27 protein-coding genes and 1 tRNA gene are annotated in these 26,892 nt (G+C 64.5%); 11 read left to right on the top strand and 17 right to left on the bottom strand.

Going from position 1 to position 26,892, the window contains the following annotated elements; translation table 11 throughout:
- The first annotated feature begins 67 nt into the window (after nt 1–67).
- From EZ216_RS20630 to EZ216_RS20660, 7 genes are all read left to right on the top strand, one after another.
- Nucleotides 68–658, top strand: a complete 591-nt coding sequence (locus EZ216_RS20630) for a hypothetical protein (protein ID WP_205959726.1) — start codon at nt 68–70, stop codon at nt 656–658.
- A complete protein-coding gene (locus EZ216_RS20635) occupies nt 655–1,209 on the top strand; it encodes a TlpA family protein disulfide reductase (RefSeq protein WP_135251688.1) in 555 nt (184 codons plus the stop codon). Before EZ216_RS20630 ends, EZ216_RS20635 begins: the two co-directional genes overlap by 4 nt.
- A gap of 121 nt (nt 1,210–1,330) precedes the next feature.
- On the top strand, nt 1,331–1,789 hold the full coding sequence (gene accB / locus EZ216_RS20640) for an acetyl-CoA carboxylase biotin carboxyl carrier protein (RefSeq protein WP_135251689.1): 459 nt from the start codon (nt 1,331–1,333) through the stop codon (nt 1,787–1,789).
- 19 nt (nt 1,790–1,808) lie between these two features.
- A complete protein-coding gene (accC, locus tag EZ216_RS20645; RefSeq protein WP_135251690.1) occupies nt 1,809–3,158 on the top strand; it encodes an acetyl-CoA carboxylase biotin carboxylase subunit in 1,350 nt (449 codons plus the stop codon).
- Between the two features lie 15 nt (nt 3,159–3,173).
- On the top strand, nt 3,174–4,058 hold the full coding sequence (prmA, locus tag EZ216_RS20650) for a 50S ribosomal protein L11 methyltransferase (protein WP_135251691.1): 885 nt from the start codon (nt 3,174–3,176) through the stop codon (nt 4,056–4,058).
- A gap of 25 nt (nt 4,059–4,083) precedes the next feature.
- Nucleotides 4,084–5,154 (top strand): DUF3426 domain-containing protein, encoded by a 1,071-nt coding sequence (locus tag EZ216_RS20655; RefSeq protein WP_135251692.1) that lies wholly within the window; start codon nt 4,084–4,086, stop codon nt 5,152–5,154.
- A 26-nt stretch (nt 5,155–5,180) separates the two neighbouring features.
- Nucleotides 5,181–6,068, top strand: coding sequence for a carbohydrate kinase family protein (locus tag EZ216_RS20660; RefSeq protein WP_135251693.1), 888 nt, complete (start codon nt 5,181–5,183; stop codon nt 6,066–6,068).
- 67 nt (nt 6,069–6,135) lie between these two features.
- Here EZ216_RS20660 and EZ216_RS20665 read toward each other — a convergent pair whose 3' ends face one another.
- The 3 genes from EZ216_RS20665 to EZ216_RS20670 all read right to left on the bottom strand — a co-directional run bounded on the left by EZ216_RS20665 (nt 6,136) and on the right by EZ216_RS20670 (nt 7,715).
- Nucleotides 6,136–6,906, bottom strand: a complete 771-nt coding sequence (locus EZ216_RS20665) for an SDR family oxidoreductase (protein ID WP_135251694.1) — start codon at nt 6,904–6,906, stop codon at nt 6,136–6,138.
- A gap of 93 nt (nt 6,907–6,999) precedes the next feature.
- Nucleotides 7,000–7,158 (bottom strand): hypothetical protein, encoded by a 159-nt coding sequence (locus EZ216_RS21575; RefSeq protein WP_167773008.1) that lies wholly within the window; start codon nt 7,156–7,158, stop codon nt 7,000–7,002.
- 140 nt (nt 7,159–7,298) lie between these two features.
- On the bottom strand, nt 7,299–7,715 hold the full coding sequence (locus EZ216_RS20670) for a VOC family protein (RefSeq protein WP_239024468.1): 417 nt from the start codon (nt 7,713–7,715) through the stop codon (nt 7,299–7,301).
- 66 nt (nt 7,716–7,781) lie between these two features.
- On the opposite strand from EZ216_RS20670, the gene serS reads away from it, so the two are divergent.
- Both serS and EZ216_RS20680 read left to right on the top strand, forming a co-directional pair.
- Nucleotides 7,782–9,092, top strand: a complete 1,311-nt coding sequence (gene serS / locus EZ216_RS20675) for a serine--tRNA ligase (RefSeq protein ID WP_135251695.1) — start codon at nt 7,782–7,784, stop codon at nt 9,090–9,092.
- A 67-nt stretch (nt 9,093–9,159) separates the two neighbouring features.
- A tRNA-Ser gene (locus tag EZ216_RS20680) sits at nt 9,160–9,250 on the top strand.
- A gap of 827 nt (nt 9,251–10,077) precedes the next feature.
- Here the strand turns inward: EZ216_RS20680 and EZ216_RS20685 are convergent.
- The 3 genes from EZ216_RS20685 to EZ216_RS20695 form a co-directional block, all read right to left on the bottom strand.
- Nucleotides 10,078–10,410 carry a hypothetical protein gene (locus tag EZ216_RS20685; RefSeq protein ID WP_135251696.1) on the bottom strand — a complete coding sequence of 111 codons (333 nt, stop codon included), beginning with the start codon at nt 10,408–10,410 and terminating at the stop codon, nt 10,078–10,080.
- Nucleotides 10,410–12,698 carry an RHS repeat-associated core domain-containing protein gene (locus EZ216_RS20690; protein ID WP_167773009.1) on the bottom strand — a complete coding sequence of 763 codons (2,289 nt, stop codon included), beginning with the start codon at nt 12,696–12,698 and terminating at the stop codon, nt 10,410–10,412. The genes EZ216_RS20685 and EZ216_RS20690 overlap by 1 nt, the downstream gene beginning before the upstream one ends.
- A gap of 119 nt (nt 12,699–12,817) precedes the next feature.
- Nucleotides 12,818–14,512: an RHS repeat domain-containing protein gene (locus EZ216_RS20695; protein ID WP_167773010.1), complete on the bottom strand. Its 1,695-nt coding sequence runs from the start codon at nt 14,510–14,512 to the stop codon at nt 12,818–12,820.
- A 1,048-nt stretch (nt 14,513–15,560) separates the two neighbouring features.
- On the opposite strand from EZ216_RS20695, the gene EZ216_RS20700 reads away from it, so the two are divergent.
- Nucleotides 15,561–15,758, top strand: a complete 198-nt coding sequence (locus EZ216_RS20700) for a hypothetical protein (protein ID WP_135251699.1) — start codon at nt 15,561–15,563, stop codon at nt 15,756–15,758.
- Nucleotides 15,759–15,877: 119 nt separating this feature from the next.
- On the opposite strand, the gene EZ216_RS20705 is transcribed toward EZ216_RS20700, so the two are convergent.
- The 11 genes from EZ216_RS20705 to gspG all read right to left on the bottom strand — a co-directional run bounded on the left by EZ216_RS20705 (nt 15,878) and on the right by gspG (nt 24,939).
- A complete protein-coding gene (locus EZ216_RS20705; protein ID WP_135251700.1) occupies nt 15,878–16,342 on the bottom strand; it encodes a type II secretion system protein in 465 nt (154 codons plus the stop codon).
- Nucleotide 16,343: 1 nt separating this feature from the next.
- Complete coding sequence (locus EZ216_RS20710; protein ID WP_205959727.1) at nt 16,344–16,832, bottom strand: type II secretion system protein; 489 nt, start codon at nt 16,830–16,832, stop codon at nt 16,344–16,346.
- Nucleotides 16,829–17,236, bottom strand: a complete 408-nt coding sequence (locus EZ216_RS20715; RefSeq protein ID WP_135251701.1) for a prepilin-type N-terminal cleavage/methylation domain-containing protein — start codon at nt 17,234–17,236, stop codon at nt 16,829–16,831. The genes EZ216_RS20710 and EZ216_RS20715 overlap by 4 nt, the downstream gene beginning before the upstream one ends.
- Entirely contained in the window at nt 17,233–19,239 is a 2,007-nt protein-coding gene (locus EZ216_RS20720; protein WP_135251702.1) for a secretin GspD/PilQ domain-containing protein, read from the bottom strand. The genes EZ216_RS20715 and EZ216_RS20720 overlap by 4 nt, the downstream gene beginning before the upstream one ends.
- Entirely contained in the window at nt 19,236–19,799 is a 564-nt protein-coding gene (locus EZ216_RS20725; protein ID WP_135251703.1) for a hypothetical protein, read from the bottom strand. The genes EZ216_RS20720 and EZ216_RS20725 overlap by 4 nt, the downstream gene beginning before the upstream one ends.
- Nucleotides 19,799–20,284 carry a hypothetical protein gene (locus tag EZ216_RS20730; RefSeq protein ID WP_135251704.1) on the bottom strand — a complete coding sequence of 162 codons (486 nt, stop codon included), beginning with the start codon at nt 20,282–20,284 and terminating at the stop codon, nt 19,799–19,801. The genes EZ216_RS20725 and EZ216_RS20730 overlap by 1 nt, the downstream gene beginning before the upstream one ends.
- A gap of 70 nt (nt 20,285–20,354) precedes the next feature.
- Nucleotides 20,355–20,900, bottom strand: a complete 546-nt coding sequence (locus EZ216_RS20735; protein WP_135251705.1) for a hypothetical protein — start codon at nt 20,898–20,900, stop codon at nt 20,355–20,357.
- The gene (locus EZ216_RS20740; protein ID WP_135251706.1) at nt 20,900–21,685 is read right to left on the bottom strand and encodes a hypothetical protein; all 786 of its coding nucleotides are present in this window, start codon (nt 21,683–21,685) and stop codon (nt 20,900–20,902) included. Before EZ216_RS20740 ends, EZ216_RS20735 begins: the two co-directional genes overlap by 1 nt.
- On the bottom strand, nt 21,682–23,106 hold the full coding sequence (locus EZ216_RS20745; RefSeq protein WP_439126751.1) for a GspE/PulE family protein: 1,425 nt from the start codon (nt 23,104–23,106) through the stop codon (nt 21,682–21,684). Before EZ216_RS20745 ends, EZ216_RS20740 begins: the two co-directional genes overlap by 4 nt.
- Nucleotides 23,107–23,284: 178 nt before the next feature.
- A complete protein-coding gene (locus tag EZ216_RS20750) occupies nt 23,285–24,490 on the bottom strand; it encodes a type II secretion system F family protein (RefSeq protein WP_135251708.1) in 1,206 nt (401 codons plus the stop codon).
- Nucleotides 24,491–24,501: 11 nt separating this feature from the next.
- On the bottom strand, nt 24,502–24,939 hold the full coding sequence (gene gspG / locus EZ216_RS20755) for a type II secretion system major pseudopilin GspG (RefSeq protein ID WP_135251715.1): 438 nt from the start codon (nt 24,937–24,939) through the stop codon (nt 24,502–24,504).
- 1,366 nt (nt 24,940–26,305) lie between these two features.
- Between gspG and EZ216_RS21580 the strand changes: the two genes are divergently transcribed.
- Nucleotides 26,306–26,892, top strand: a 587-nt coding sequence (locus EZ216_RS21580) for an RHS repeat domain-containing protein (protein WP_167773011.1), incomplete at its 3' end; no start/stop codon positions are given.

Raw genomic sequence — 26,892 nt, forward strand, 5'->3', positions numbered from 1 at the left:
GGGTGCGGATTATCGCGATGGCCCTGCACGCGGATGGGCGCGAAGCGGCGGGTACGATCCCTGCGTGATGGAAAGCGTTCAATCGGAGATCGCCGCCACGGCAGCGCGCATGGTGGTCGAGGAAGGCCTGGAGTACGGCCCCGCCAAGCGCCGCGCGGTCAAGCAGCTGGGCTTGCCGCAGCGCGCGGCATTGCCGGACAACGACACGGTGGAAGACGCGGTGCGCGAGTACATCGCCGTGTTCTGCGGCGACACCCAGCCGGAAGAGTTGCTGGCGCTGCGCCGGCACGCGTTTACCTGGATGGAGAGGCTGCAGGAATTCCGCCCGCACCTGGCCGGCGCCGTGTGGACCGGCACGGCCACGCGGCTTTCGGACATCTACCTGCAGCTGTTCTGCGACGACCCGAAGTCGGCCGAGATCGCGCTCATCGACCACGGTGTCGACTACGAAGCGCGCACGGTCACAGGCTTCCAGGGCGGATCGGTCGAGGCGCTCAGCCTGTCCAGCCTGTGCCCGGGATTGGGCGAGCCCGTCGGCGTGCACCTGCTGATCTATGACCACGACGACCTGCGCGGCGCGCTGAAGCCGGACGCCCGCGGCCGGGTCCCGCGCGGCGACGTCAATGCCGTGAAGGCGCTGGTGGAGGAGGGCGCATGAGCCAAGCTGCTTCTTCCGCGCCGGCCTCCAGCCGCCGCCGCAACCTGGTGATCGGCGGTGTCGGCGCCGCGGCCGCACTGGGTGGCGCCGGCCTGGCCTGGTGGCTGGAGAGCGGCGCGCCTGGCCCGGGTTCCGCGCCGCCGGCCGGTTTCTGGGACTCCAGGTTCGACATGCCGCAAGGCGGCGAACTGGCGCTGGCCAGCCTGCGCGGCCGCACCATGCTGCTCAATTTCTGGGCGACCTGGTGCCCGCCGTGCGTGGAAGAGATGCCGCTGCTGGACCAGTTCCAGCAGAAGTCCGGCAACCGCTGGCAGGTGGTCGGCCTGGCGATCGACCAGCCCAGCGCCGTGCGCCAGTTCCTGGCCAGGACGCCGGTCCGCTACCCGATCGGCATGGCCGGACTGGGCGGAACCGAGCTGGCCAAGGCTTTGGGCAACCTGGCCGGCGGCCTGCCGTTCACCGTCGTACTGGGCCCGGACGGCCAGGTACGGCAGCGTAGAATGGGCAAGCTTTCCGCCGCCGACCTGGACTCCTGGGCCTCGGCCGGCTAGGTTCCACAGCGTTCGCTCCGCTCTTCAGCTGCGTGCTGAAGACGAAAAATACGCGAAGAAACGTAAAAATCGCGGCGTTTTGCTGTAAATTCGCGAACCTTTTCAAAAGAACGCGCCGCTCATGGACCTGAGAAAACTCAAGACGCTCATCGACCTGGTGTCGGAGTCCAACGTCTCCGAACTGGAGATCACCGAAGCCGAAGGCAAGGTGCGGATCGTCAAGGGCGGCGGCGCCATGCAGCAGGTGATGGCTCCTTCGTCGGTCACGATGGCCGCGCCCGCCATTGCTGCCACGCCGGCCGCAGCCCCGCAAGCCGCCGGTCCTGCGCCGGCCGAAGCGCCCGCCGGCCACTCGGTCAAGTCGCCGATGGTGGGCACTTTCTACCGGGCCCCCAGCCCCGGCGCCAAGTCGTTCGTCGAAGTGGGCAGCCAGGTCAAGGAAGGCGAGACCATCTGCATCATCGAGGCGATGAAGATCCTCAACGAGATCGAGGCCGACAAGTCCGGCACGGTCACCCGCATCCTGTGCGAGAACGGCCAGGCAGTCGAATACGGGCAGCCGCTTTTCGTGATCGAGTGACGCGGTAAGCACCCGACCCATGTTCAAGAAAATCCTGGTCGCGAACCGCGGCGAGATCGCGCTGCGGGTGCAACGAGCCTGCCGTGAGCTGGGCATCAAGGCGGTGATGGTCTATTCCGAGGCCGACCGCGAAGCCAAGTACGTGAAGCTGGCCGAGGAAGCCGTCTGCATCGGCCCGGCGCCTTCGCCGCAAAGCTACCTCAACATGCCGGCCATCATCTCGGCCGCCGAAGTCACCGACGCCGAAGCCATCCACCCCGGCTACGGCTTCCTGTCCGAGAACGCCGACTTCGCCGAGCGGGTGGAGAAGAGCGGCTTCCAGTTCATCGGCCCCACGCCCGAATCCATCCGGATCATGGGCGACAAGGTCTCGGCCAAGCAGGCCATGATCAAGGCGGGCGTGCCCTGCGTGCCCGGCTCCGAAGGCGAACTGCCCGACGACCCCGCCACCATCCGCCGCATCGCCAAGAGCATCGGCTACCCGGTGATCATCAAGGCCGCCGGCGGCGGCGGCGGGCGCGGCATGCGCGTGGTGCACACCGAAGCGGCGCTGGTCAACGCGGTGCAGATGACCAAGGCCGAAGCGGGCGCCGCTTTCGGCAATCCGGCGGTGTACATGGAGAAGTTCCTCCAGAACCCGCGCCACATCGAGATCCAGGTGCTGGCCGACAAGCACCGCAACGCGGTGTACCTGGGCGAGCGCGACTGCTCCATGCAGCGGCGCCACCAGAAGATCATCGAGGAAGCGCCGGCCCCCGGCATCCCGCGCAAGCTGATCGAGAAGATCGGCGACCGCTGCGCCGCCGCCTGCAAGAAGATCGGCTATCGCGGCGCGGGCACCTTCGAGTTCCTGTACGAGGACGGCGAGTTCTATTTCATCGAGATGAACACGCGGGTGCAGGTGGAGCACCCCGTGACCGAACTGGTCACCGGCATCGACATCGTCAAGACGCAGATCCAGGTGGCGGCCGGCGAGAAGCTGCCGTTCACGCAGCGCGACATCGTGCTCAACGGCCACGCCATCGAGTGCCGCGTGAACGCCGAAGACCCGTACAAGTTCACCCCCTCGCCCGGGCGCATCACCACCTGGCACGCGCCGGGCGGGCCCGGCGTGCGCGTGGACTCGCACGTCTACAACAACTACTTCGTGCCGCCCAACTACGACTCGATGATCGGCAAGATCATCGTGCACGGCGACACGCGCGAGCAGGCGCTGGCGCGCATGCGCACCGCGCTGCTGGAGACGGTGGTAGAAGGCATCAACACCAACATCCCTCTGCACCGCGAGCTGATGGTGGACGCCAAGTTCTGCGACGGCGGCACCAACATCCACTACCTCGAGCAGTGGCTGTCGCAGCACAAGCGCTGAACGCGGGCTGACGCGATGTTCGAGCTGCGCCTCCTCTGCGGCGAAGACCAGGTCGAGAGCGTCAGCGAGGCGCTCGAGGCGCTGGACGCGCTGAGCGTGTCCGTCGAGGACGCCGACGCGCAGACCGAAGCCGAGCAGGCCTTGTTCGGCGAACCGGGCCTGCCGCCGCCGCGCGAAGGGTGGCAGCACTCCCGGGTGCTCGCTCTCTTCCCTGAACGTCCCGCCGCCGAAGAGGCCGCGCGCCTGCTGCAGGCGCAGGACTTCTTCGCCGGCGCGCAGGTGCTGGGCATCGAGCCCGTCGCCGACCAGGACTGGGTGCGCCTCACGCAGTCGCAGTTCGCGCCGGTGGACATCACGCCCGAGTTCTGGATCGTGCCGACGTGGCACGAGCCGCCCGCGCAGGCGAAGCAGGTGATCCGGCTGGACCCCGGCCTGGCTTTCGGCACCGGCACGCACCCGACCACGCGCATGTGCCTGCGCTGGATCGCCGCCCATCCGCCGCAAGGAAGGACGGTGCTGGACTATGGCTGCGGCTCCGGCATCCTGGCCATCGGCGCCGCGAAGTTCGGCGCTTCGGCCGTGGACGCGGTGGACATCGACGAAGCCGCGGTGCGCGCCACGAACGACAACGCCACGGCGAACAAAGTCGCGCTGCGAAAGGTCGGCCTGCCCGATGCCGCGCAGGGCCGCTACGACGTCGTGCTGGCCAACATCCTGGCCACGCCGTTGAAGGTGCTGGCGCCGCTGCTGTGCGGCCACGTCGCGGCGGGCGGCTCGCTCGTGCTGGCCGGCATCCTCGAGCGCCAGGAAGCCGAACTGGTGCAGGCGTACGCGCCGCACGCGAAGCTCCAGGTGTCCGATCGCGAGGACGGCTGGATCCTGATGACGGCCAGCCTCTGAGCGGGCCTTCTACAATGCCCGCCCCATGAGCCTGATCACGGGGTGCCCCAACTGCGGAACCATGTTCCGCGTGGTCCCTGACCAGCTGAAGATCTCCGACGGCTGGGTGCGCTGCGGCCACTGCCAGGAGGTGTTCGATGCCACGGCGCACCTGCGCCCCGCCGAACCGGTGCCTGCGCCCACGGTGCTGGCGGCCGATCCGCCGTTTGTGACGCCGGAAGCCGGGCTGGCGCCGGCAGCGCGCGAAGAAGCCGCGGTGCCGCCGACGGTACCGGCGGAGTTTTCGCCGCCCACCGTCCCCCAGCCGTTGCCGCCCGCGCCGCCGCCGGCGACGAACGGCCACGGCCATTTCGGCCCCTCGCAGGTCGAGGTGATCGAGATCGAGAGCCCGTATTCCGAGTTTCCGTCGTCGATCGCGCCGCCGTCGGTGCAGCCGCCCGACAGCGACTCATCCTCCGGTTATCCGCCGTACGAGTTCGTGCGCGAGAGCGGGCGCATGCCGCTGCCGTCGGGCCTGGAGGAAGTCGATTCGGAAGTGCCCGACTCGGCCCTCCATGCCGAGGGCGGGCTGGAGGACGTGTCGTTCGTGCGTGCCGCGCGGCGCAAGGCCTTCTGGCGGCGGCCGCTGGTGCGCGCGTTGCTGGTACTGCTGGCGCTGGTACTGGCCGGCCTGCTGGCCGCGCAGTACGCGGTGCACGAGCGCGACCGCCTGGCCGCGACCAATCCAGGCCTGCAGCCGCTGCTGGAGCAGCTGTGCAAGCCGCTGGGCTGCCGCATCGGCCCGCCGCACCGCATCGACGCCATCCTCATCGACAACAGCGGCTTCACGCGCCTGCGGGGCGACACCTATCGCCTGAGTTTCACGCTGAAGAACCAGGCTGCGCAGCCGGTCGCCATGCCCGCGCTGCAACTGACGCTGACCGACACGTCGGACCAGCCGGTGCTGCAGCGCGTGCTGCTGCCGCGCGAGCTGGGCGCGCCGAGTGAGACGCTGGCGGCCGCGGGCGAGTGGTCCACCAGCATCGCCGTCGCGGTGAACGCCGCGGCCGGCGGCGGCCGCATCGCCGGCTACAAGCTGCTGGCCTTCTATCCCTGATTTCCTTTTCCAACGAGAGCAACACCATGGCCGCCGTCATCTGCGGGTCCCTCGCCTTCGACACCATCATGAATTTCGAGGGCCGCTTCGCGCAGCAGATCCTGCCGGACCAGCTGCACATCCTGAACGTGTCGTTCCTGGTGCCAAGCCTGCGCCGCGACTTCGGCGGCTGCGCCGGCAACATCGCGTACAGCCTCAAGCTGCTGGGCGGCACGCCGCTGCCGATGGCCACGCTGGGCACCGACGGTGACACGTACCTGCAGCGCCTGAAGCAGCTGGGCATCAGCACGGAATTCGTGCGCCAGCTGGAAGGCCACTACACCGCGCAGGCGATGATCATGACGGACCTGGACAACAACCAGATTACCGCCTTCCACCCGGGCGCGATGACGCAGGCGCACGTGACGAAGATCGCCGCGCGGCCCGACATCAAGCTGGGCATCATCTCGCCCGACGGCCGCGACGCGATGCTGCAGCACGCCGAGCAGTTCAAGGCCGCCGGCGTCCCCTTCGTGTTCGACCCGGGCCAGGGCCTGCCGATGTTCGACGGCAAGGAACTCGCGGGCTTCATCGAGCAGTCCACCTGGGTCACGGTGAACGACTACGAAGGCAAGATGCTCAGCGAGCGCACGGGCTGGAGTTCGGCCGACATCTCGAAGCGGGTGCAAGGCCTGGTGGTGACGCTGGGCCACGAAGGCTGCGAGGTGTGGACCCACGGCGAGAAGACGCTGGTGCCGCCGGTGAAGGCCGCCGAAGTGGTGGACCCCACCGGCTGCGGCGACGCCTGGCGCGGCGCGCTGCTGCACGGGCTGGAGCAGGGCTGGCCGCTGGCGAAATGCGCCGAACTGGGCAACTGCGTCGGCGCGCTGAAGATCGCCAGCCGCGGCCCGCAGAACTGGGCCTGGAACGGCTGACCCCGTCTTCCTCCCTCCCTCCCTCTCTCTCTCTGGAAGAGAGGTGGGGTGAGGGCTATCGCAGTGCCTACCCCCGCGCGTGCGTCACACCCCCATCCACGACCAGCGTCTCCCCCACCACAAAGTCCCCCGACCGCGCGGCCAGGAAGATCGCCGCGCCGGCCATGTCCTCGTCGTTGCCGATGCGGCCCACCGGCACGTGCCTGGCCACTTCATCGCCGTGGTCGCGAGCCTGCTTGTTCATCTCGGAAGCGAACGGTCCCGGCGCGATGCCGCTCATCACCACGTGGTCCTGCGCCAGCCGCAGCGCCATGCGCCGGGTCAGATGGATCAGCCCCGCCTTGCTGGCCGCGTACGAATACGTCTCCCACGGATTGACCGAGATGCCGTCGATGGACGCGATGTTGATCACCTTGGCCGGCCGCTCGGCGCTGGCCGCGGCCTTCAGCTTGTCGTAGAGCGCCTGCGTGAGGAAGAACGGCGTCTTCACGTTCACGTCCATCACCTTGTCCCAGCCCTTCTCGGGGAAGGTCTCGAACGCTTCGCCCCACGCGGCGCCGGCGTTGTTCACCAGGATGTGCAGCGCGGGTTCGCGGCGGCCGATCTCCGCGGCCAGCGCGCGGCAGGCTTCGACGCTGGAAACATCCGCGGGCAGCGAGATGCAATCACCCAGCGCCGACAGTTCCTTCGCCGTCGCATCGCAGGCTTCGGCCTTGCGGGCCGTGATGTAGACGCGCGCACCCTGGCGCAGGAAGCCGGCCGCGATCATCTTGCCGATGCCGCGCGAGCCGCCGGTGACCAGGGCCACGCGGCCCTGCAGCGAGAAAAGGTCGTTCATGGGATGCCTCCGGGGTCCTTGGATGGAACCCGTGTGAGGCTAGTGGCAGGCGGCCGCGGCGGCAATCGCCTGCATGACAGCCGGGCGGCGGCTTCAGTCCAGCGTGCCTGGCAGGCCGCCGGGAACGTGCAGCGCGACAGCGGCGCCACCGGTGTAGCCCCAGACTTCGCGGTCGTCCGCCATCGGGATGCGGGCGCACGCGGCCAGCCCCATGCCCGAGAGCAGCGCGGCGGCGATCCAGCGGTACTTCATGACGAGCTCCCCGGGCCGGATGCACTCACCGGCTCCTTGCCAGTGTGGGCCGCCGGCGCTTCAACGTCGCGTCGATTCCGCCGCGCGGCCGCGTAGGAGCGTTGCGAATCAACGCATCGGCGCCGTCGCGCGCCGCCCGCTCAGTGCTCGGACGTCACCATCCAGGGCACGCCGAACTTGTCGACGAGCATGCCGAAGTGGCCGCCCCAGAACGGCGGCGCGAATGGCATGGTGACCTTGCCGCCTTGCGACAGCGCGTCGAAGGCCTGGCTTGCAGGCTGATGGTCGGGGCCCGGCACGTACACCGACATCGTGATGCCCGAATAGGCGGGCTTGGGCTGCCCGGGCGGCGCGTCGGACGCCATGAAGCGCGCACCCTTGGCGTCGAACACCGAGTGCAGCACCTTCTGTTTCCATTCGGGCGGCAGCTGCGCGCCGTCCATGGGTGTGCCCTCGTAGCGCATCAGCGCGGTGATCTCGCCGCCCAGGCACTGCTTGTAGAAGTTCAGCGCTTCCTCGCAGTTGCCGCCGAAAGTGAGGTAGGCCTCGATCTGCATGGCGTTGCTCCCAGGGAGTTGGTTGGGTCCACGATGCTAAGGGGAGCGCCGAATAGAATCGACCGAATGCTCGACATCACCCTGCTCAGAAAAGACCTGGATGCGGTCGTCGCACGCCTGCAGGCGCGCAAGAACCCGCAGCCCTACCTGGACGTGGCGGCCTTCAAGTCGCTGGAAGCCGAGCGCAAGAGCATCCAGAGCCGCACCGAAGAGTTGCAGGCCAAGCGCAACCAGCTGTCGAAGCAGATCGGCCAGCTGAAGGCCAAGGGCGAGTCCGCCGATGCGGTGATGGCCGAGGTGGCGAGCATCAAGGAAGAGCTGGACCGCTCGGCCGCGCGCCTGGAGCAGATCCAGCCCGAACTCAACGCCATGCTGGCGGCCATCCCCAACCTGCCGCACGAAAGCGTGCCGGTGGGTGCGGACGAGCATGGCAACCAGCTGGTGCGCTCGTGGGGCACGCCGCGCACGTTCGACTTCCCGGTGAAGGATCACGTCGACGTGGGCGAGGGCCTGGGCCTGGACTTCGACACCGGCATCAAGCTCAGCGGTTCGCGCTTCACCGTCATGCGCGGGCAGATCGCCGCGCTGCATCGTGCCCTTGCGCAGTTCATGCTGGACACGCAGACGCGCGAGCACGGCTACACCGAGTGCTACACGCCCTACATCGTCAACGAGGCCACGCTGCGCGGCACGGGCCAGCTGCCCAAGTTCGAAGCCGACCTGTTCGCGGTCAGCAAGGGCGGGCAGGAAGGCCTGACGGAAGAGGACAAGCAGGCGCTGTACCTCATTCCCACCAGCGAAGTGACGCTGACCAACTTCGTGCGCGACGAAGTGCTGGCCGAATCGCAGCTGCCCATCAAGCTGACGGCGCACACGCCGTGCTTCCGTTCCGAAGCGGGCAGTGCCGGCCGCGACACGCGCGGCATGATCCGCCAGCACCAGTTCGACAAGGTCGAGATGGTGCAGGTCGTGCACCCCGACAAGAGCTACGAAGCGCTGGAGCAGATGATCGCGCACGCCGAAGCCATCCTGCAGAAGCTGGCGCTGCCCTACCGCGTGATGCTGCTTTGCTCCGGCGACATGGGTTTCGGCGCCGCCAAGACCTACGACCTGGAAGTCTGGCTGCCCGCGCAGAACACCTACCGCGAGATCAGCTCGGTCTCCAACTGCGAAGCCTTCCAGGCCCGCCGCCTACAGGCGCGGTTCAAGAACGCGCAAGGCAAGAACGAACTCGTCCACACGCTCAACGGGTCGGGCCTGGCGGTGGGCCGCACGCTGGTCGCGGTGCTGGAGAACTACCAGAACGCCGACGGCACGGTGACCGTGCCCGAGGTGCTGCGGCCCTACCTGGGTGGACTGGCCCGGTTGGGTGCCTGAGGCGCCTGAGCGGGGGCCGGAGCTGCGCTAGAATCCAAGGCTTCGCACCACGCGATGACCGAATTCAGGAGCGGTGGCAGAGTGGTCGAATGCGCCGGACTCGAAATCCGGTATACGGGTCTCCCGTATCGAGGGTTCGAATCCCTCCTGCTCCGCCAAGGACCCGTCCACACGGGTCCAACGAAATCCTCGAAAGTAAAGGCCTTGAGAAATCAAGGCCTTTTGTCTTTTAAGGCCCAGCATCGTCCACCGTGATCCAGCGCCTTATGGGAGGACGCCAGTCAGCGTTGAATTCGGAAAACCCAGCCCTCGTACGAAGTCGCCCCCGAAAAGCCTTCGTACGGCACTGTGAATTCCGCCTGCTTGAGCGGCTTCTGGGAGGACCGACTGTGGACGCCAACGATTCCGCCCCATCGCGGACGAGCTCCCAGTCGGCATTGCCGGTCATCGGGTCTCGATAGAGCCGGCGGAGGTGGCGCATGGGTGTTGGGAACCGGCGGTCTTCCAACAAGCTGTCCAGCGAGTCCGGAAGACTTCTTCCACGTCCTGCCGGCACGGTGTTGTAGTACGAGAGGATCGCGCGCCGGATCTGGTCGCCGGCGAACAGCAATTGCTCTTCGTCGCTGCGGCGCTTCTGAGTTTGTGCGCTCTCGACAACCCAAGCCGCCGTGTGAGCAGCAAGAGGAAGACCAGTGCCCCCATGAGCGCGACACCGGATTGGGCGTTGCGGCGGTGGGCCACCCTATCAGTCCTTCAATTTGCTGCCGTCCAGTGCTGGCTGCTCTGATTGCGAACTGACGTCAAACACGTCCGCGCCTGGGTGGAAATCGTCCGGAGGCGAGCCGTAGCTGCGAACATTCCATGCCTCGAGGTCGTCACCACTAGGAAGCTTCTTTGACGGCCTGCTCCGGCGAGAGGAGAGCCGGCATGACCATGCGGACCTGCCCGTCCTCGGTGGGAGGCGCACGCATCCCGAGAAGTTGGGCTATGGACAGAAGAACGTTACCGGGCTGCCGTTGAAATGCCAGATGGGCGCCGAATTCAACTCGTATGCGCCGTCAATAACATAGCCCTCAGTTCCATCAGTCAGACGCACATGTATGGCCGGATATGACTTCAGGTCATCACAACCAAGAACGTTCGCGCGCTGACCGGCGATCATCCGCATGATGGGTACGGGCCCCGGGACAGGATAGTTATCGATAGCAACTTCGCCTTTTGCGACCAAGATCACCCTATGCCCACCAAAGACGCCCACAATGACCGCCACGAAAGCTGACAACACGGCAGTGGCGACAACAAGGCTTCGCCAGATCATCAGAAGCCCCAAACAGATGGATTGTCGAGAGGCTCGCCGTTTCTTTCCGGCCCCGGGTAAATCGTATTGCCGATAGCCGAAGGAGAGTCGCGCAAGCTCTCGTAGATTGATACGGGCCGAAGAGCTTTGTTAAACTGAACACCGACCTTCTGCAAGCAGTCTTGAACAGATGTTCCGCAGTTATTTGAGATCACGTTGTAGCTGCCACTCGCCGCTTTCATGCAGGCGGCAAGCGCCTTTTCCTGCTCGGGTGTCAAGTTCAGTATCACTCCGCTGCCATCTCGGAACATTTGTTGTCGCGCGTTGTAATCTGATGCAGAGGGATACTTAGTGTCCCATTGCCCTGGCGGTGCCCATGAATAATTTTCGCCGTTGATATTGGTCGAGATATGGCCGAACTGCGACTCACCTCCACCTACGCCACGCCAAAAGACGACTTCCGTATATAGTCCGAGCGGGTCCGCGTATCTCAGCGGGTTTCCGTATGCGTAGGCGTAGGTGTTTATGCCGCCACTGAGCCCGATGGGATCGCTTTGCCGATATCGGCCGAGCCGAGGGTCATAGTCCCGGTACCAGTTCTGAAAGAGTCCGGTTTCGGCATCGAAGACCTGCCCAGGAAAGCGCTGGTTGTAGACAAAGGCTCCCAGCCCATTGGGGTTCTGGTCAGGAGAGCTGAAGCCGAAGGCTTCGGCTGTGTCCCACCTCCAGACGATGCTTTGATCCTGACGGGTGATGACCCGGGGGGCGGCGATGTGGTCGGTGTACACGTTGTACAGGCTCACAGACAGGTTGTTGCCTGCGGCGGTGCCGTTGAGCTTCATGACGCCGACAGGAATCTGCTCCAAGTAGACGGTTTCATACAGCGGTGTGCCATCTGCACCGTACTCGCCCAAGAGCCTACCGCCTTCGTCGTAGACAAAGAAGCCCGATCCAGTGGGCACCAGGTTGGTCGGTCCGTTCTTTGCAACGCGTTGCCCAAAGCCGTTGTAGGAGTACGCTACTGTGCCTGCGGCACCTGATGCACTACTCAGTCGGCCCATGTCGTTGTAAACATAGGTCGAACTTGCGTCGCCGATGATGTTTCCCATGGCGTCGTGCGCGATCGTTGCAGTCCCCATGGTATCGCGCACTTGCACAAGACGATTGCTGTTCGCACTGATGGTGTTGTCGTACCTGACGCCCGCGATGGTGCGTGCGGTGCGATTTCCGGTGCTGTCGTAGCTGTACTGAGTGGCCGTGCTGCCCTGCACGGCCGATACCAGGCGGTCCAGATCATCATAGGTGAAGGACTGATCCAGTGCGACCAAGGGCTGACCATTGCTGGTGTGTGTGAAGCCCAGAATGCGACCTGCCGCGTCCCGCTGCAAAGTGCGCTGCATGCCTGCCGCGGCCCCAGTTCCGAGTGGGTTTCCGAGGTTGTAGCCAGACACGAACCCACGCCCGTCGTAGTCGATGGTTCTGCGCGTTCCGTCTGACCAGGACCACCCGGTTATTTGTTCACCACTTTGGCTTACCTCACTCAAGAGCGGCAAGCTGGATGCGCTGAGGCCTGCGCCATCGGCACTTACCGGTGTAACGGAAACTTCGACCACTCCGCTGCGGGAGTAACCGTAGTTCACGCGGCTGCCGCTTGGGTATGTGATGCCAATCAGCTTGTCCAGCTCCGGGCCACTCTCTCCCCAGCTGTACGCCACAGTGAAGGCCTTTCCCGCAATGATCGAGGTTTTGCGGATGAGCCTTCCAGCCGAGTCGAAGTCGAAAGTGGTCTGGCCAGACGCATCTGTCATCTTGGTGAGCTGGCCAGTCGCGCCCGAGTACGGAGCGTCGCCCCCGTCGTACTCAAACGAAATGGGCGCTGCAGCGCCAGCTACGATTTTGACAATCCGGTCCAAGGCATCGTAGGTGAGCGTGGCTGTACGCCCGCGTGCATCGGTGCGCGTGCGAACACGGCCTCGGGCATCGTAGGTCACGCTTGTGTCGCCGCTGTCCGGGCTGTTCTGAGTGCGCGTTTGCCGCAAGCCGTCGCGTACGTAGTTTGTGGTGACGCCGCGCGAATCCTTGACGCTCTTGAGCGCACCTCCCAAGTCGTAGACCAGGTCCGTGACTGTAGGAGTGGTCTCGCCAGTGTTGGCCGGCTGTTGCATCTGCTGCGGGCGGCCCAGCGCGTCGTAGTAAATGTGTGTGGTCTGCCCGATAGGGCTCACGATCGTCGTGGGGCGATCGAGGGGGTCGTAGCCGTATCGCCAGATCGCAGGCTCGGCCGAGGCAACACCTGAGGCGAGCAACATGAGCGCCGCCGCGACGCGGGCTGACGGTCGTGCGGGCACCCCTCGAGCGATCGAGCTTCTCCCACCACGACGGCGAAGGCCGGAGCGCATTGCGCGCAATGTCAGTGAAACTGCCTTGCTCATTTTTGCGCCTCCTCTTGCACGCTCTCGACTCGGTTCAGCGCATCGAAAGTTCGGGTGATCTTTCGAATGACTTCGCCGCCGGCACCCAGCTGCTGCTCCATTACCCTGTTGCCAAAGTTGTCCAGCGTGTACTCCACGCGCGTGCCTTGCGAGCTGCTGCTGCCCACCAGGCGGCCAGCTGCGTCGTAGCTGTAGCCACGGGATGATCCATCCGGCGCTCTAAGTTGAAAGAGCGCACCGGTGGCGTCGTACCTGTACAGGGTGGTGCGCGGGTCGCCCCCGGGTGGGGTAACCGCAACACTGGACACGTATCCGCGCGGCGTGTATTCGTACTCCGTGGTCGAGGACTTGGGGTCAACGCTCTTCACCAAGCGGCCGGCATGGTCATACGCCAAGAACTGAGTGAAATGGCCCACTCCGTTGATCTCAAAGTTCAGATCGCCGACAGCGTGGCCCCTGGCGTCCGGGGCGGGGGACTCATACCAAGTGTCTTGGTAGTAGAAGTACGTCGCGCGCGGGATACCGCCTTCTGCAATGGAGTTGACGCTTCCTCTGGTGTCGTACGTCCACTCAGTGATGTGCGGCTCAATGGTTTGGTCAAGCTCCGCAGCAAATCCCTGTGCACCGCTGGAGTCCTTCGTTGCTTGATGGACTTCCTTGCACAACACCGCGATCGGCCTTCCGTCAGGCAGCGTCGCCGATCTGGGGGCACAAAACGCGATCGCGTTGTTGTTGGTTGGGTCGGGTTGTCCGTTGTAGACAAAGGTGCGAATCCTGCCCGGCTCGGCGACCTGCCGCTCCAGCGGCCAGTCCGGGTGCCACTGGGTGCTGATCTTTCGACTTCCGGCAGGCAACGCCGCTCCGCTGGCGAGCACCTGCGAGCACGATTGATCGCTTGCAAGACCCTCCACCTTTGTCAGCGTCAGGACTCGAGCGGGATCTTGGACGTAGCAGCTGCGGTGGCCATCAAAGTCGTCGCGGCTCGCCAGATTGCCGTCGCTGTCATAGGTCTGAGCCGAGGTCGCAGCGCTGCATCCGCTGCCAGCAGGTTGGCTGTTGGATGCGAGTTGAGGCCGACCGTTCACATCGACGGCGCCGATGGTGCGCACCGTGCCACCCGGGTCGGTGATCTGTATGCCGGAAGGCGTTACCCACTTGTGCTGCACAACGATCTGCATGCGCGATCCCGCGCTGCCGTACTGCTCCTCATTCTTGGGCTCTGGTGCTACTTGATAGCTGACCGAGTATTTCTCCACGCCACCGGCGTGTTCCGTCGAGATCGCTCTGCCGGCCGCGTCATAGGAAAACGTGGCAAAGCGGACGTTCAGCTCGTTCTGGATGCCGGTTAGAGCCCAAGGCAATGCACTGATCTCGTAGAGGAACGTCTTGACAGAGACATCCTGATTCGTGAGCTGAGTAAGGTTGCCGGCTCCATCGAACGTGAGCGAGATGGCCTCGCCTTGACTGTTCGCAGCACGCCGCAGCAGACCGCCGGTTGCAGGCGCCGCACCGGCAGGCAGGCGGTACGAAAACGTCAATGACCTGCCCGATTGGTCCCGCACCTCGGTGAGATAGCCCGGTGCGGGAGCGATGTCCGCAGAAGTCGATGCCGTGGAGTAAACGAATGCCAATCGCTTTCCGCCAGAAAACGCTATCTCCTGCAGCAGCCCGGCGGCGTTATACGTTTCCACCGCCCTTCTGACCATGTCCAGGTACCGGAAGCCAGTGCCGAGCTTCAGCAGCCGGTCAGCGTGGCCAGGGTTTGGCAAATATCCCCCGGCGCCATCCGCCGAAAAGCTGACAGCCGTTCCGTCGGGCCTTGCTACGAGGACCTTCCCTTGGGCCCCAACAATCAGGCGCTGGTGGAACGAACTTGACCACAGCTCTCCAACGACCAACGGTTTCGCTGCGGCTGCAGGTCTTGCATATGCTCGTAAACCTGACCTCGTCGTGCTGTCGTAGGTGAGAACGAGCGGAATACCTGCTAGTGACAGCCCAGTTCCAATCTCCTCTCGTTTGGCGCCTGTAAGTGGTTCGATCGGATTGCCCACCAGCGGACTTGAACACGATGCCTTCGGTGGGGGAACAACGTCCGCAATATCGACATCGAACCATTGGCCGGATCCAGAATCATCAAATGGTCGACCGTCCCAGGTACCAAAGCACTGGAGCCCCCATGTGTCCCCTTCCCACCGAGGGGGGGAGACAACGTAGCTATGGGAGTAAATGGACCCCTTAAATATATAGCGATAGGATAGCTCGCATGCTTCATCCGGGTCCAATCGCGGATACCGCTCTTCCTTTGGAATATCTCCGTTATAGCCTGTGGACCACAGTAAAAGCTTCTCCGCTCTCGCAGGCACCGTACCCAGCCCTGCAAGAATGACCAGAAGGCTGGCGCTGCACTTAAGATTCTTCACATTCCTCCCAAGAGAATTCATCTTTATTAAGTAAACACCGAAGGTGTTGAATACTGATCACTAAGCTAGACCTCACAGGTGGCAATCTAGGACCAGGCTACTGTGGGGTAACTCATGCAAACGAATGAGTGCATGGCACGCGCACCGGAACTCAACCCTTAGGCCAGCTCTGCTGCGCGGGCTGCGGTATTACCGTCGCAGCAGTGGCGTCTTCGTTCACGTGGCCGCTGTCCGGGTAAGCCCGGGCATGACCCCCACGGCGTCAGCAGAGCTGCAGACCGTTGGGATCGCTATAGCGTTACCTACTGCTGATGCAGGATTGGACGCACTGCTCACCGCGCCGCTTGGCACGTCAAAAAAGGCAGTGCCCCCGGCCTTGGGTAATGCGTACGTCTACACGCTGTCGCCCAATGAGCGCGAGAACAGCGATGCGGTATTCCTGGACTGCGATCTTGTCTTGGTGTTTCGCACGGTTGGCGCTCTCAGGGCTACGCGCTTCGAGCGTGCTTTCATTTGATCGTGCGCGCGCTCCCATCGCGTTTTCGGCGCCTCGACATTGGTTGCAAGTCGAAAGCCAGGAATCGCGCCCTCCCGACTCAAGCGCGCACCATCCCCACTGAACGCGATCAGGTGCTATCAACGTTGGATTCGGAACACCCAGCTCTCATATGAAGTCGCTCCCGAAAAAGTCTCGTACGGCGTTGAGAATTCCGCCTGCTTGAACGGCTTCTGTGAGGCGCGGCTGTGGACGCCCACGATTCCGCCGCCTTCGCGTACGAACTCCCAGTCGGCGTTGCCGGTCATCGGGTCCGGGTAGAGCCGGCGGAGGTGGCGCATGGGTGTTGGGAACCGGCGGTCTTCCAACAAGCTGTCAAGCGAATCCGGAAGACTTCTTCCCCGTCCTGTCGGCACAGTGTTGTAGTACGAAAGGATCGCGCGCCGGATCTGATCGCCGGCGAACAGCAATTGCTCTTCATCACTGCGGCGCTTCTGCGTTTGTGCGCTCTCGACAATCAAGCCGCCAAGGAGCGTGAGCAGCAAGAGGAAGACCAGCGCACCCATGAGCGCGACACCGGATTGGGCGTTGCGGCGGTGGGCCACCTTACCAGTCCTTCAATTTGCTGCCGTCCAGTGCCGGCTGCTCTGATTGCGAACTGACGTCGAATACGTCCGCGCCTGGGTGGAAATCGTCCGGCGGCGAGCCGTAGCTGCGGACATTCCATGTCTGTGCCGCTGGTACGGTGCGGTCGGGATGAAAGGGGTCCCGCGGCACGCGGCGCAGAAAGACAAGCGGGGTGGCGTTGATGCCGGCCGCCGCGCTGCGGGGCACACCGATGGCCAGCACCTCGAGATTTGGCGGGTACCCGGAGCTGCCTGTCGGCTTGTCGATTTGCCCGGAGTCGGCCGCTGCCTTATAGCGATCCAGCGCCGTGCGGATGGCGATGAGCGCTGTTCTCAGCTCCGCTTCCTTCTGCCGCTGTGCCACCACGGTAGCGAGCGGAAGGATCACGCTGGCGGCGATTGCGATGATGGCCAGCGTGACCAGCAATTCCACCAGTGTGAACCCGACACTTCGCTTACGGGTGATCACGTGGGAGCTTCCGCTGGGACCGGTGACGCCGGCAACAAATCTTCCGGTGGAAGTATGTCCACCATACCTCCATCCGCCTTCTGCGCTGTTGGCACAAGTCGCCACTGGCTGGTGCCAGTCACCGGGTCCAGCGGGATCTTCCGCAGATACTGTTTCTGAACCAATTCGGCCAACTCGGCAGGGTAGCGGCCCTGGTCGGCGCGGAACTTGTCCAGCGCGTCACGCAACGTGTCCAGGTTCTGGGCGCGGGCGCGCTCCTTGGCACCGTCCACTGCCGACGTATAGCGGGGAAACGCAATGCCAAGCAGCAAAGCGATAAGTGCTAGAACGATCAACAGTTCGACGAACGTGTACCCCAGGCACGCAGATGCCGTGACTGACTGCCATGGCGGCCGCAGTTTCATTTCGTGGCGGGCGAGGGGCGAACGAACATGGGCGGCGGTACAGGAAGACCCTGCGCCGCGTTAGGGGCTTGCGTCGTCGGTGCTGAGGGCGCTGCGGGGCTAGTCGCAGACCCGGTTGGCGCCGAATTGAAGATCACGCCGCCACTCGCTGGTTGCGCCGCGGCGTTCACCGGTGCAGCAGCTCCTTCCAGCACTGGAGAAGCCAACTTCAGCCCGCTGAGCGGCTCAGCGAGGATCGGCCTGTCCCGGATCGCGTTGAGGCTGCCGCTGTAGATGGCGCGATCGGCAGCAGCGGACGCGGGCAGGTTACGCACGATGCGCGGCGTGATCGCCAGGATGATCTCGCTGCGGTCCGCCCGGCCATCGTTGTTGCCGAAGATCCTGCCCACGACGGGCAGATGCCCCAGCCCCGGTATCTTGCTGGCGACGTTGCGGTCCTGGTCGGTGATGAGGCCGCCAAGGATCTGCGTCTCGCCGTCCTTCAGCCGCAAGTTGGTCGTGGCGTTGCGCGTGCCGATCTGATAAGCACGGCCGCCTTGAGGGTCGGTGAACTCCGCAGCGATGCTCGAGACTTCCAGTGCTACACGGATGCCGACTTCGTTGTTCGCATAGACGTTCGGCTCAAACTCCAGCTTCAGGCCGACATCTTGGTAGCTGACATTGCCCGTCACCACCGAAGAGCCGGTGTTGATCGGGGTGACCGTGTTGGTGATCGTCGGCACGCGGTCACCGATCATGATCTTTGCCTTTTCGCGGTTGCGAGCACGGATGCGCGGGCTGGCCAGGAGCTTGGTGTCGCTGTCTTCCAGCTTGAAGTTGATCGTGGCGGACAGCGGCGAAACCAGAAGATCGTTGGTACCCAGCGCTTTCAGCTGGCCCAAAGTCGTCACCGAGGTCGGCGTGCTCACCGAGATGCCGCCTGGCGGCACCACACCAAGGTTGCTGCGCCTCGTGCTGGTGACCTCCAGGACCTCCACTTCAAGCATGATCTCCGGATCGGCGACGTCGTGCATTGCGATGAGCCGGGCCGCGACGCGGATGCGCTCCGGGGTGTCGCGCACCACCAGGATTCCGCTGCGCTCGTCAGCTGCCACCTCGCGCAGCTTGAGCATGGTCTTGAGCAGGTTGCTGAGGTAGCGGATGTCGGCATTCGTGACCTGGAACGAGCGGATGGTCAGGTCTTCGTATTCCGCTTTTTTTGCATCAACCGATGGGTAGACGATGATGGTGTTGCCGTTCATCACCCGCTTCTCCAACTGGTTCTGCAGCAAGATGAAGTCGATGGCATCGCCCACAGCGATGTCCTTGACGTAGATGGTCGCGCGCGAAGTCGGCTTCACGTCGCGGTCCATCAGCACGTTCAGGCCCGTTGACTTGGACAATGCCTCGAACACCTGCCGCAAAGGCGCGTCGTTGAATTGCAGCGTAACGGGTTTTTCCAGGATCGCCCTTGCGGCTGCGGCCTTGGATCTCTCCTGTTCGGACGCGGCTTGGGCATCCATCGCGGCGTCGCGCAGGGTGCGAGCGCGACGATTCTGCGGATGCTCTTCCAGCACCTGGCTGGCGCGGTCCAGGGCCAGTTCTGGCTTGCCTTGTGCCAAGAAGGCTTCGCCGCTGGCAAGGGCCTTGTCGTTGCGAATGTCCTGGCGGATAGACGCGGCGCCAGTGATGGCGCGGGCATTGCCGCGATCCATCTTCTGGGCGCGCTCGTAGCCCACCAAGGCTTCGTTCAGCTTGCCTTCCGCCCGCAGCTTGTCGGAGATGGCAAGCACTTCTTGGACTGTGCGTTCGCGCGCGAGCAGGTAGTCGAGCTTGAACTCCGCGTCGGTGGGCGCCATCCGTGTGGCGTTCTCCAGCGATTCGATTCCCTCATCCACATGCCCGGTCTTCATCTGGACCCGGCCTTTCGCGTTCTCGACTGACGCGCAGCCGCCCAAGGCCAGAAGCACGGCCGCGGTGAGCAGGGCGAGACGAAGAGGTGGCGAATGTGGGTGCGGCGTCATGGTGGCGGCAGGTTGACGACCTGCTTCTGCTGGGTGGAAAGATGAAGGAGCTCGAGCCGGCCTTGCGAGAACGCCGTGACCTTGTAGGCGCCGGCCAGCACGTCGCCTTCCGACACGGGATAGATCGAGCCTTGGTACTGCACGAAAGCGACCGGCTTGCCGCCGCCCACGTCGGCGCCGCTGATGCTTCCGATGACATTGACCGCCGGAAGCGGTGGTGGGGCAGGGGGCGGCGCAGCAGCGATGACGGGTGCCGGTACCGGCTTCTTGGCCACCTTGACCTTAGCCGGGCTGGATGCCGCGGCTTGCTTGGCGCCGGCCACAGATTCGAGCGGTGCGAACGGGTCCGCGCTGATGGCATCGGACAGGCGCTCCGTGGTGGAAAGCCTGAATGCGTCTGCCGATGCTTCAACAGGTGGAGGCAGAGGCGAGCCTCTTGCGGCCGGAGCTTTTGCGGATGAGCTCAGCTTGGGTGCCGGATCTTTCGACGCGGCGATCCACGCGCCGACCAGCAGCGCGATGCCGCAGATGACGAACCAGGCCTGACGAGACATCGCCATCAGCGCACCGGATCCCCGGCCTCCATGTCGCGATAGACGTAAGTCAACTGCAGCACGAACCTGGGTGACGCAGACTGCGCGGCCGGCGGGTCGACGCGAAAGGCGCTGATGTAGGCATTGCGCGATTTGCGCAGGACGTCCGCGGCGAATGCCTTCACGTCGGCGTAGCTGCCGTCCAGCGGCAGTTCCACCCGCCGCAGCACGATGCGCGCTTCGCGCAGTTGCTCCTTGGAATACGTGGCGGTGGCGCCGGTGAGGTGGTGCCGCGCCACGAGCTGGAACAGGCTGTCGAGGTCATCCAGGTGCGACCCGAAAGGCGCCAATGCGGCCAAGGGTTCCACGGGTTGCGGCTTGCGCACTTCCGCCGCGTGCCGTTCCTTCAGCTTCGCGAGTTTGTCCTGCACGGCCAGAGATTCTTTCCTCGTGTCCCATCCGGTGACGCCCACGACGACGGCCGCGAGGGCGACGACGGCACTCAGCAGCATGGGCCTGGGCGCTGCACCCATAACCCGATCGCGCAAGCCGCGAAGCACGGAGAAGTCGATCGCGCTCATCTCAGTTGCGGCGGCTGTCGGCGGCCGATTGCTTCCACGCGACTTCGAGGGTGAACGCCAGCCCTGGCTGGCCGGGCTCCGGCTTCTGGGTGAGCAGCGTCGCCTTCGAGGTGCCCAGTTCGCCCAAGGTGCGAACGTACTGGAGCAGCGCTGTCTGGTCGGCTGCACTACCCGAAAGATGGAACCGGAACTCGCCACCGTCGTCCAGCACGTGCGAGATGCTGGCGATCCTCACCCGATTGTTGGTGCCTGTGCGCGCGTTCTCCAGCGATTCAAAGATCGGTGTCCAAGACAGATCGAGCGTCGCGTAGATAGCCTTGATGCGTTTCAGGGCGGTGGCATCGACGGTCGCGCTGGCGTGGTTGGTGGACGCGCGCGCCTGACTGGCGAAGGCAGTGCGTTCGCTGGCCAGGGTCTGCTGCGCGTGCCGCAGTTCGGCTTGCTGTACCTGCAGGTACATGCACGCTCCGGCGAGCAGGGCAGCCGACAGCATCAGCACGCCCCACTGCCAGGCGGGGGCGACGCGGCGGGGGTGGGCGAAATCCATCAGGTGTCCACGGCCCCGGGCGCAGCGCTGCGGGGCCAGCGCACGATGTTTACCCCTGCGTTGCTGGAGATGCCGGCCCCGGTCTTGAGTCTGAGCAGAGCGGGATGCAGCGGATCGTCGCACCGCGGCAGGCGGCCACGCCAGGTGGAAACGAGCTGGCCTTGCCGGGTGCCGAAAAACTGCGAAACCGGGTGAGCCTCCGGCTCTTCTTCCTGCCACAGGGTGACGGCTTCCACCGCGCCGTGCGCAGCGGACAAACGCATGCCTTCCAAAGCTGCGGGCCGGCAGCTTTTCAGCGGGACGCGATGCTTGGCCGCCAAGGTGCGCAACCGCTCGACGATGTCGGCCTTCACGCACGAGAGCAGCATCCCGGTGGGGCCGCAAGGCTCGCACCTTAGCAGCCACCCTTGCGGGTCCATGCCCAGCACTGCCTTGAGCCACGCCCCGCCGATCGCCTCGCCGGCATCGCGTACGCGATGCCGTGAGTCGATCTGGCCGGTCTCGATGAGCCCGACGCGCGAGAAACGGAAACCAAGCTGTACGTGAAGCCCTGAAACGGCCGTGCTCGGACCTTGAGCGAGACTCAATGCTTCGTCGCATGCGGCTTCCGCTGCGTCCACCGGGTTTCGTTCAGGGTGATATGCGGCGACGTGAGGCTGAGGGGCCGGCGCCTCATTGGTTTTGCGCCCGAGCAACCGCAGCAGCCGGCGCGAGTAGCCATCGTCCTGCCGTAGCCATGAGTGAACCGTCGATGCCCCGATGTCCAGGTGGAGGGCCGTGCTCACGCCAGTTCCTCCGGTGCGATCCGCTCGGCTTCTTCCAGCGTGGTGGCGCCATCCGCCACCAACTGCAGTGCACACGCCCGCAGCCCTGAAAAGCCGTTGCGCACCGCCTGCTGCTTGATCCTGGTGATGGACGCACGGTTGACCAACAGGTCCCTCAGCTCGTCGTCCATTGGCAGGACTTCGGCCAGCGCGCGCCGCCCCTTGTAGCCCGACCCTCGGCAGTGCTCGCATCCCACGGCCAGGCGCTGCCCACCTGCCGCGGGCCTGGCGCATTTCGGGCACAGCGTGCGCACCAGGCGCTGCGCCATTACCCCCGTCAACGCCGAGACGAAGCTGTAGGTGTCCACGCCCATGTTGGCGAAGCGCCCAATCACGTCGAACACGTTGTTCGCGTGCACCGTCGTCAGCACCTGGTGGCCGGTGAGCGCCGCCTGCACGGCGACGTGCGCCGTGTCGCTGTCGCGGATCTCACCCACCATGATCTTGTCGGGATCGTGCCGCAAGATGGACCGCAGGCCGCGCGCGAAAGTCAGGCCCTTTTTCTCGTTGACCGGAATCTGCAGGATGCCCGACAGCTGGTACTCGATCGGGTCCTCAATCGTGATGATCTTGTCTTCGCCGGTGTAGATCTCCGACAGCGCCGCGTACAGCGTGGTTGTCTTGCCGCTGCCGGTGGGGCCCGTCACCAACAGCAGGCCGTACGGAAGCTTGGCTGAACGCCGGACGAACCTCTTGGTTGCTTCGTCGAAGCCCAATGCATCCAGCGTGAGACGGCCTTCGCCGCGCGCGATGTGCTTGCGGTCCAATACACGCAGCACCGCGTCTTCGCCGAAGAGGCTGGGCATGATGGAGACGCGAAGGTCGATATCCCGCCCGCCGTGGACAATCTTGAAGCGGCCGTCCTGCGGAATGCGGCGCTCGGAGATGTCCAGGTCCGCCAGCACCTTGATGCGCGAGATGGCTTGCTCGGCGATCAGTTGGCCGCCCTCGATGCTCTTTGCGAGATGCAGCACGCCGTCGATGCGGTACTTCACGTGCAGGCCTTCCCGGTGCTGCTCCAGATGGATGTCCGAAGCTTCCGAGCGCAACGCGTCGTACAGGGTCGAATTGACCAGGCGCACGACCGAGTTGGTCTCGCCCTCGATGCCTGACAAGGAGAGCTCCACGCCTGGCGAACGGGCTTCCTGCCCGGGTGGAGATACTGGCACGTGGAGACTGTCGAGGACCCGCACACGCTCCTCGACGGAATCCAGGTAACGCGCCAGCACCGGTTCCTCGACGACGTACCTTTCCACGAAAGGCGTGGCCTCCAGCCGGAATTCGAACCATTGCTGGCGCTGCAGGTCCAGCGAGTCGAGGAAGATCGCGCACAAACCTTCCGGGGCGTGATTCGTATCGGCGCCGCGGAAGCGGCCGATCATTCCGTACCGGCTGCGGCACTCGGCCACCGAGCAGAGTGTCAGGTCGATCTCGAAAGAGGCCAGATCGTCAAAAGCCAATGGCGGCAGTCCGGCCGCGACCATAGGCCCAAGCGATGTCATTGCCGCAGTGCTGCCCGCGGTAGGCATCAGAACGCCTTCTTCTCGCAGCTTCACTGGGTCACCCGATCCGCGACGCCAGATCGAAGATCGGCAGATACATCAGCAGCACCAGCCCGCCGATGACGGTGCCGATCGCGATCATCAACAGGGGCTCGATCAGCCGGCTGGCCACTTCGATGTTGCGCGTGAGCGCGGCTTCGTAGAAGCCGGCAATGCGGTCCAGCATTTGGGGCAGCGTGCCCGTCTTGTCCGCGGCGGCCAGCATGCCCGTTGCCACCGGATCGGCCAGGCCGCATTCCGCGAGCGCCGAGCTGATGGAAGCGCCGTTCGAGATCGCCCTCATGCCGTGCGCAAGGCGGATCTGATCGTGCGGGTCCAGCAGCACGCGACTGGACGCGAGTGCGTGAACGAGCGGGATGCCCCCCCCCGTCAGCAGGCACAGGCTGCGGTACATCTGCAGATGGCGAAACTCGCGCACCAGGCGCGAAATGATCGGAATCCCCGCAATGAGCCTGGCGCGCGTCTCGCGGCTTCGCAGAGCCGTCCAGCACGCACCAGCGGCCGCAAACAGCGCGGCGATGGCCAGGCCGTAGACGGTGGGGTTCTCATCGAGCAGCCTGCCCCAAGACAACAGCATCGCCGAGAGGAAAGGCAAGTCGCCGGTCGTGCCGTCGAGAAGGCGCGAGAACCGCGGGATGACCGCAAACACCAGGAACAGGAAAATCACGGTGCCCAGGGCGAGCAGGAGGAGCGGATAGACGCATGCACCCACCGCGCGATCACGCAGTGCGCGGAAGCTTCTTTGGTGGGCGGCATACCTTTCCAGCGCAGACACCAGATCACCCGTTTGTTCACTGGCCGCTATGGTGGAGACGAGCAGGGCGGGGAATACTTCTTCATGCTCGCCCAGCGCCTGCGACAATGCCTGTCCCCCGCGCAGAGATTCGATCACTTGCGCCAGTAGGCGTTGGCCGGCGCTGGATTGCTCACGCATGGACAACACGTTCAACGCGTCGGTGATGGTCATGCCCGCCCCGAGCAGCATCGCCAGGTCTTCCGCGAACACGCCTGCGTGAAACGCCGGCCCGGTCCAAGAGAAGCGCGCTTTCGGCATCAGGCCATCCTGGTGTGCCGCTTCGACGATCGTGAACCCCTGTTCGGTCAGTGCAGCGCAGGCCGATTCAACGCTTTCGCCTTGAACCTCGTGTCGGCACACCAACCCGCGCACGTCGATCGCCACCACACGGAATCGCTTCAGATCCATGGACGCCAGCCCTATTGCGGCGCAGTCGCCAGCGAGATGTCGCTGGCGTCCCCATCGCCGCCCGGCTTTCCGTCGGAGCCGTAGGACAAGATATCCATTTCGCGACCGTCTGGCGAAAGCGTGTACACGTATGCATTCCCCCAAGGATCCAGAGGCACCCCCTTTTTCAGGTAAGGCCCTTGCCACTTCGGCGTGCCGGGCGGAGCGGTGAGCAATGCGCTCAATCCTGCATCTGCAGTAGGCAGTCGTCCCACATCGAGTCGGTACTGCTCCACAGCCTTCTCCAACGCGTCAATCTGTGCGCGGGCGATCTTGGCCTTCGACTTGCCGACGGTATCGAAGTAGCGCGGCACCACCAGCCCAGCGAGCAGGCCGATGATGACAACCACCACGAGGAGCTCTAGGAGGGTGAAGCCCGAGGAGTGATGTGATCGTCGGTCGCGAGCCATTGCTGGCGCAGAACTCGACGTGTGGATGCGCCAGTCCTCATCGACGCTGGCGGTCGCGCTTTCCAAAAGAGCCCCCCCTGATTTGTGGGGCGGGACTTTAGATGGGTTCGGTTCTAGACGCCAGATGACCTCGTCCACTTCGTGGCAGCGATGACACATTGACGAAATGAACAGGATTGACCTCCAGGCGAGCGCACACCTAGAGTGCCTCCGCGATGTGCTGCATGCGCTCGAACAATCGATAGCCCGCTTGTGCGGAACTTAGGGAGGACTCCAGGCCCACTCGTCACGCCGACGTTTCGGTGGACGGTATGCGTCGTGGGTCGGGAGGGGTCGAACAACAATGAAAACATGGAATGAGGCCCTCCGGGGTCGATCTGCGGACGCGGCTGCGCCGCGCTGCTGGAATCTGTTCATTCGGATTGAGCGCAGGCGCTTCACGGCGGCTGGTCTTCTTTCGGCGAGCGTACGGGTCTTAGCCGTTCTGGCGACGTTCTTGTCGATGCATGCCCATGCCTCGTTCCCGGCTGCCGACACCACACCGGTGGACCCCCCATCGTGGATCACGGTTCGGGATCCTTATGGAGGCCAAGGAACAGGGCCGACACCGAGTGCCGCGTGCGCCAAGCTGATTGCCAATCATGGCTATACGTTCACGGGGGCGGTGAAGAGCGGGACGCAGTGGCTGTGCACTGGTACTGGGAATGGTCACGATCCATCTGTCGGTTTTTCGAACTTGCCTGTCAGCGACCAGTGTGCTGCCGGTTCCAGTTTCAATCCAATCACAGACAAGTGCATCCCTGCAGCGTGTCCGGCGAATGCCGCGCTGGAGGATTCTGGCTGCACATGTAAGGCGCAGTTTCGCGAGAACGCTGCTCACAACGGCTGCGAGGTCAAACAGACGTCGCGCGCTTTCTCTCCGTTTGGCGGTACGTCGGGTGTGGGGCCGTCGTATTGGGAAACCGTCCACGATCCTTACGGGGGCTATTGGCAAGGATCAACGCCGAGCGGCGCATGTGCCCAGTTGATCGCGAACCACGGCTACACCTTCACAGGTGCGGTCAAGAGTACTAGTGGTTGGTTGTGCACGGGTACCGGCAACGGCCACGATCCCTCTGTCGGTTTCTCCAACCTGCCGGTGTCGCCGAAATGTCCGAGCGGCACGGCTTTTGACCTGGATTCAGACCTTTGCTTCGCTGGTCCGCAGTGCCCGGTCAACGCAACGTACGACGCTGCGTCGAAGACTTGTGGTTGCGCGTTGGGCTATCAAGTGGCGCGCAACGGTACCGCTTGCGAGGCGCCCCCGCTGCCCCCTGGCGCGGCGTACGGACCACAGAACTCCTGCCCCGCCGAGGATGGCTCGGAGGTGGGCAAGCCGATCCTGCCGGGCACGGGAGCGAAGTCGAAAGTCCAAGTCGACTACGTTGATCCGGCGGGGCGCGGGCCCGACGTGGTGCGCACCTACCTGAGCAACGTTCGCGATGCCGTGGTGCCCATGGGCATCGGCTGGCGACTGGGCCTGCTGCACGTGCTCGCGTCCACCAGCACGAGGGCGGTGATCACGCTGGGCGATGGCTATGTCATCACGTTCACCCGCGCCAACACGAGCTCGCCCTGGGCGGCGGCGGGTTCTGCCGACACGCTGACGATCTCTGGCACGCAATGGCGGATCAAGGATTCCCGAAACGATGACGTGTACCTGTTCGAGCCCACGGGGACGGGTACAGCGTATGCCAAGAGCGTCACGCAGCGGAACGGCTGGGTGACCAGCTATGCGTACACCAACGGCCAGCTGACGCAGGTGGTCAATCCGTTCGGCCGCACGCTCTCGTTGGTGTACGCGCCGAGTGGGCTGCTGAAGTCCATCATGGCGCCGGACGGCCAGCTGATCCAGTACGCCTACGACACGGCCAACCGGCTGACCTCTGTCACGTACGCCGACGGTGCGGTTCG

The sequence above is a fragment of the Ramlibacter humi genome (genome assembly GCF_004681975.1).
Lineage (GTDB): Bacteria > Pseudomonadota > Gammaproteobacteria > Burkholderiales > Burkholderiaceae_C > Ramlibacter > Ramlibacter humi.

What these genes read in the sequence shown, in the direction of transcription:
- EZ216_RS20630 (WP_205959726.1), top strand. Translation starts at nt 68, where the DNA reads ATGGAAAGCGTTCAATCGGAGATCGCCGCCACGGCAGCGCGCATGGTG.
- EZ216_RS20635 (WP_135251688.1), top strand. Translation starts at nt 655, where the DNA reads ATGAGCCAAGCTGCTTCTTCCGCGCCGGCCTCCAGCCGCCGCCGCAAC.
- accB (WP_135251689.1), top strand. Translation starts at nt 1,331, where the DNA reads ATGGACCTGAGAAAACTCAAGACGCTCATCGACCTGGTGTCGGAGTCC.
- accC (WP_135251690.1), top strand. Translation starts at nt 1,809, where the DNA reads ATGTTCAAGAAAATCCTGGTCGCGAACCGCGGCGAGATCGCGCTGCGG.
- prmA (WP_135251691.1), top strand. Translation starts at nt 3,174, where the DNA reads ATGTTCGAGCTGCGCCTCCTCTGCGGCGAAGACCAGGTCGAGAGCGTC.
- EZ216_RS20655 (WP_135251692.1), top strand. Translation starts at nt 4,084, where the DNA reads ATGAGCCTGATCACGGGGTGCCCCAACTGCGGAACCATGTTCCGCGTG.
- EZ216_RS20660 (WP_135251693.1), top strand. Translation starts at nt 5,181, where the DNA reads ATGGCCGCCGTCATCTGCGGGTCCCTCGCCTTCGACACCATCATGAAT.
- EZ216_RS20665 (WP_135251694.1), bottom strand. Translation starts at nt 6,906, where the DNA reads ATGAACGACCTTTTCTCGCTGCAGGGCCGCGTGGCCCTGGTCACCGGC.
- EZ216_RS21575 (WP_167773008.1), bottom strand. Translation starts at nt 7,158, where the DNA reads ATGAAGTACCGCTGGATCGCCGCCGCGCTGCTCTCGGGCATGGGGCTG.
- EZ216_RS20670 (WP_239024468.1), bottom strand. Translation starts at nt 7,715, where the DNA reads ATGCAGATCGAGGCCTACCTCACTTTCGGCGGCAACTGCGAGGAAGCG.
- serS (WP_135251695.1), top strand. Translation starts at nt 7,782, where the DNA reads ATGCTCGACATCACCCTGCTCAGAAAAGACCTGGATGCGGTCGTCGCA.
- EZ216_RS20685 (WP_135251696.1), bottom strand. Translation starts at nt 10,410, where the DNA reads ATGATCTGGCGAAGCCTTGTTGTCGCCACTGCCGTGTTGTCAGCTTTC.
- EZ216_RS20690 (WP_167773009.1), bottom strand. Translation starts at nt 12,698, where the DNA reads ATGTTGCTCGCCTCAGGTGTTGCCTCGGCCGAGCCTGCGATCTGGCGA.
- EZ216_RS20715 (WP_135251701.1), bottom strand. Translation starts at nt 17,236, where the DNA reads ATGAAACTGCGGCCGCCATGGCAGTCAGTCACGGCATCTGCGTGCCTG.
- EZ216_RS20720 (WP_135251702.1), bottom strand. Translation starts at nt 19,239, where the DNA reads ATGACGCCGCACCCACATTCGCCACCTCTTCGTCTCGCCCTGCTCACC.
- EZ216_RS20725 (WP_135251703.1), bottom strand. Translation starts at nt 19,799, where the DNA reads ATGGCGATGTCTCGTCAGGCCTGGTTCGTCATCTGCGGCATCGCGCTG.
- EZ216_RS20730 (WP_135251704.1), bottom strand. Translation starts at nt 20,284, where the DNA reads ATGCTGCTGAGTGCCGTCGTCGCCCTCGCGGCCGTCGTCGTGGGCGTC.
- EZ216_RS20735 (WP_135251705.1), bottom strand. Translation starts at nt 20,900, where the DNA reads ATGGATTTCGCCCACCCCCGCCGCGTCGCCCCCGCCTGGCAGTGGGGC.
- EZ216_RS20745 (WP_439126751.1), bottom strand. Translation starts at nt 23,106, where the DNA reads ATGATCGGCCGCTTCCGCGGCGCCGATACGAATCACGCCCCGGAAGGT.
- EZ216_RS20750 (WP_135251708.1), bottom strand. Translation starts at nt 24,490, where the DNA reads ATGGATCTGAAGCGATTCCGTGTGGTGGCGATCGACGTGCGCGGGTTG.
- gspG (WP_135251715.1), bottom strand. Translation starts at nt 24,939, where the DNA reads ATGGCTCGCGACCGACGATCACATCACTCCTCGGGCTTCACCCTCCTA.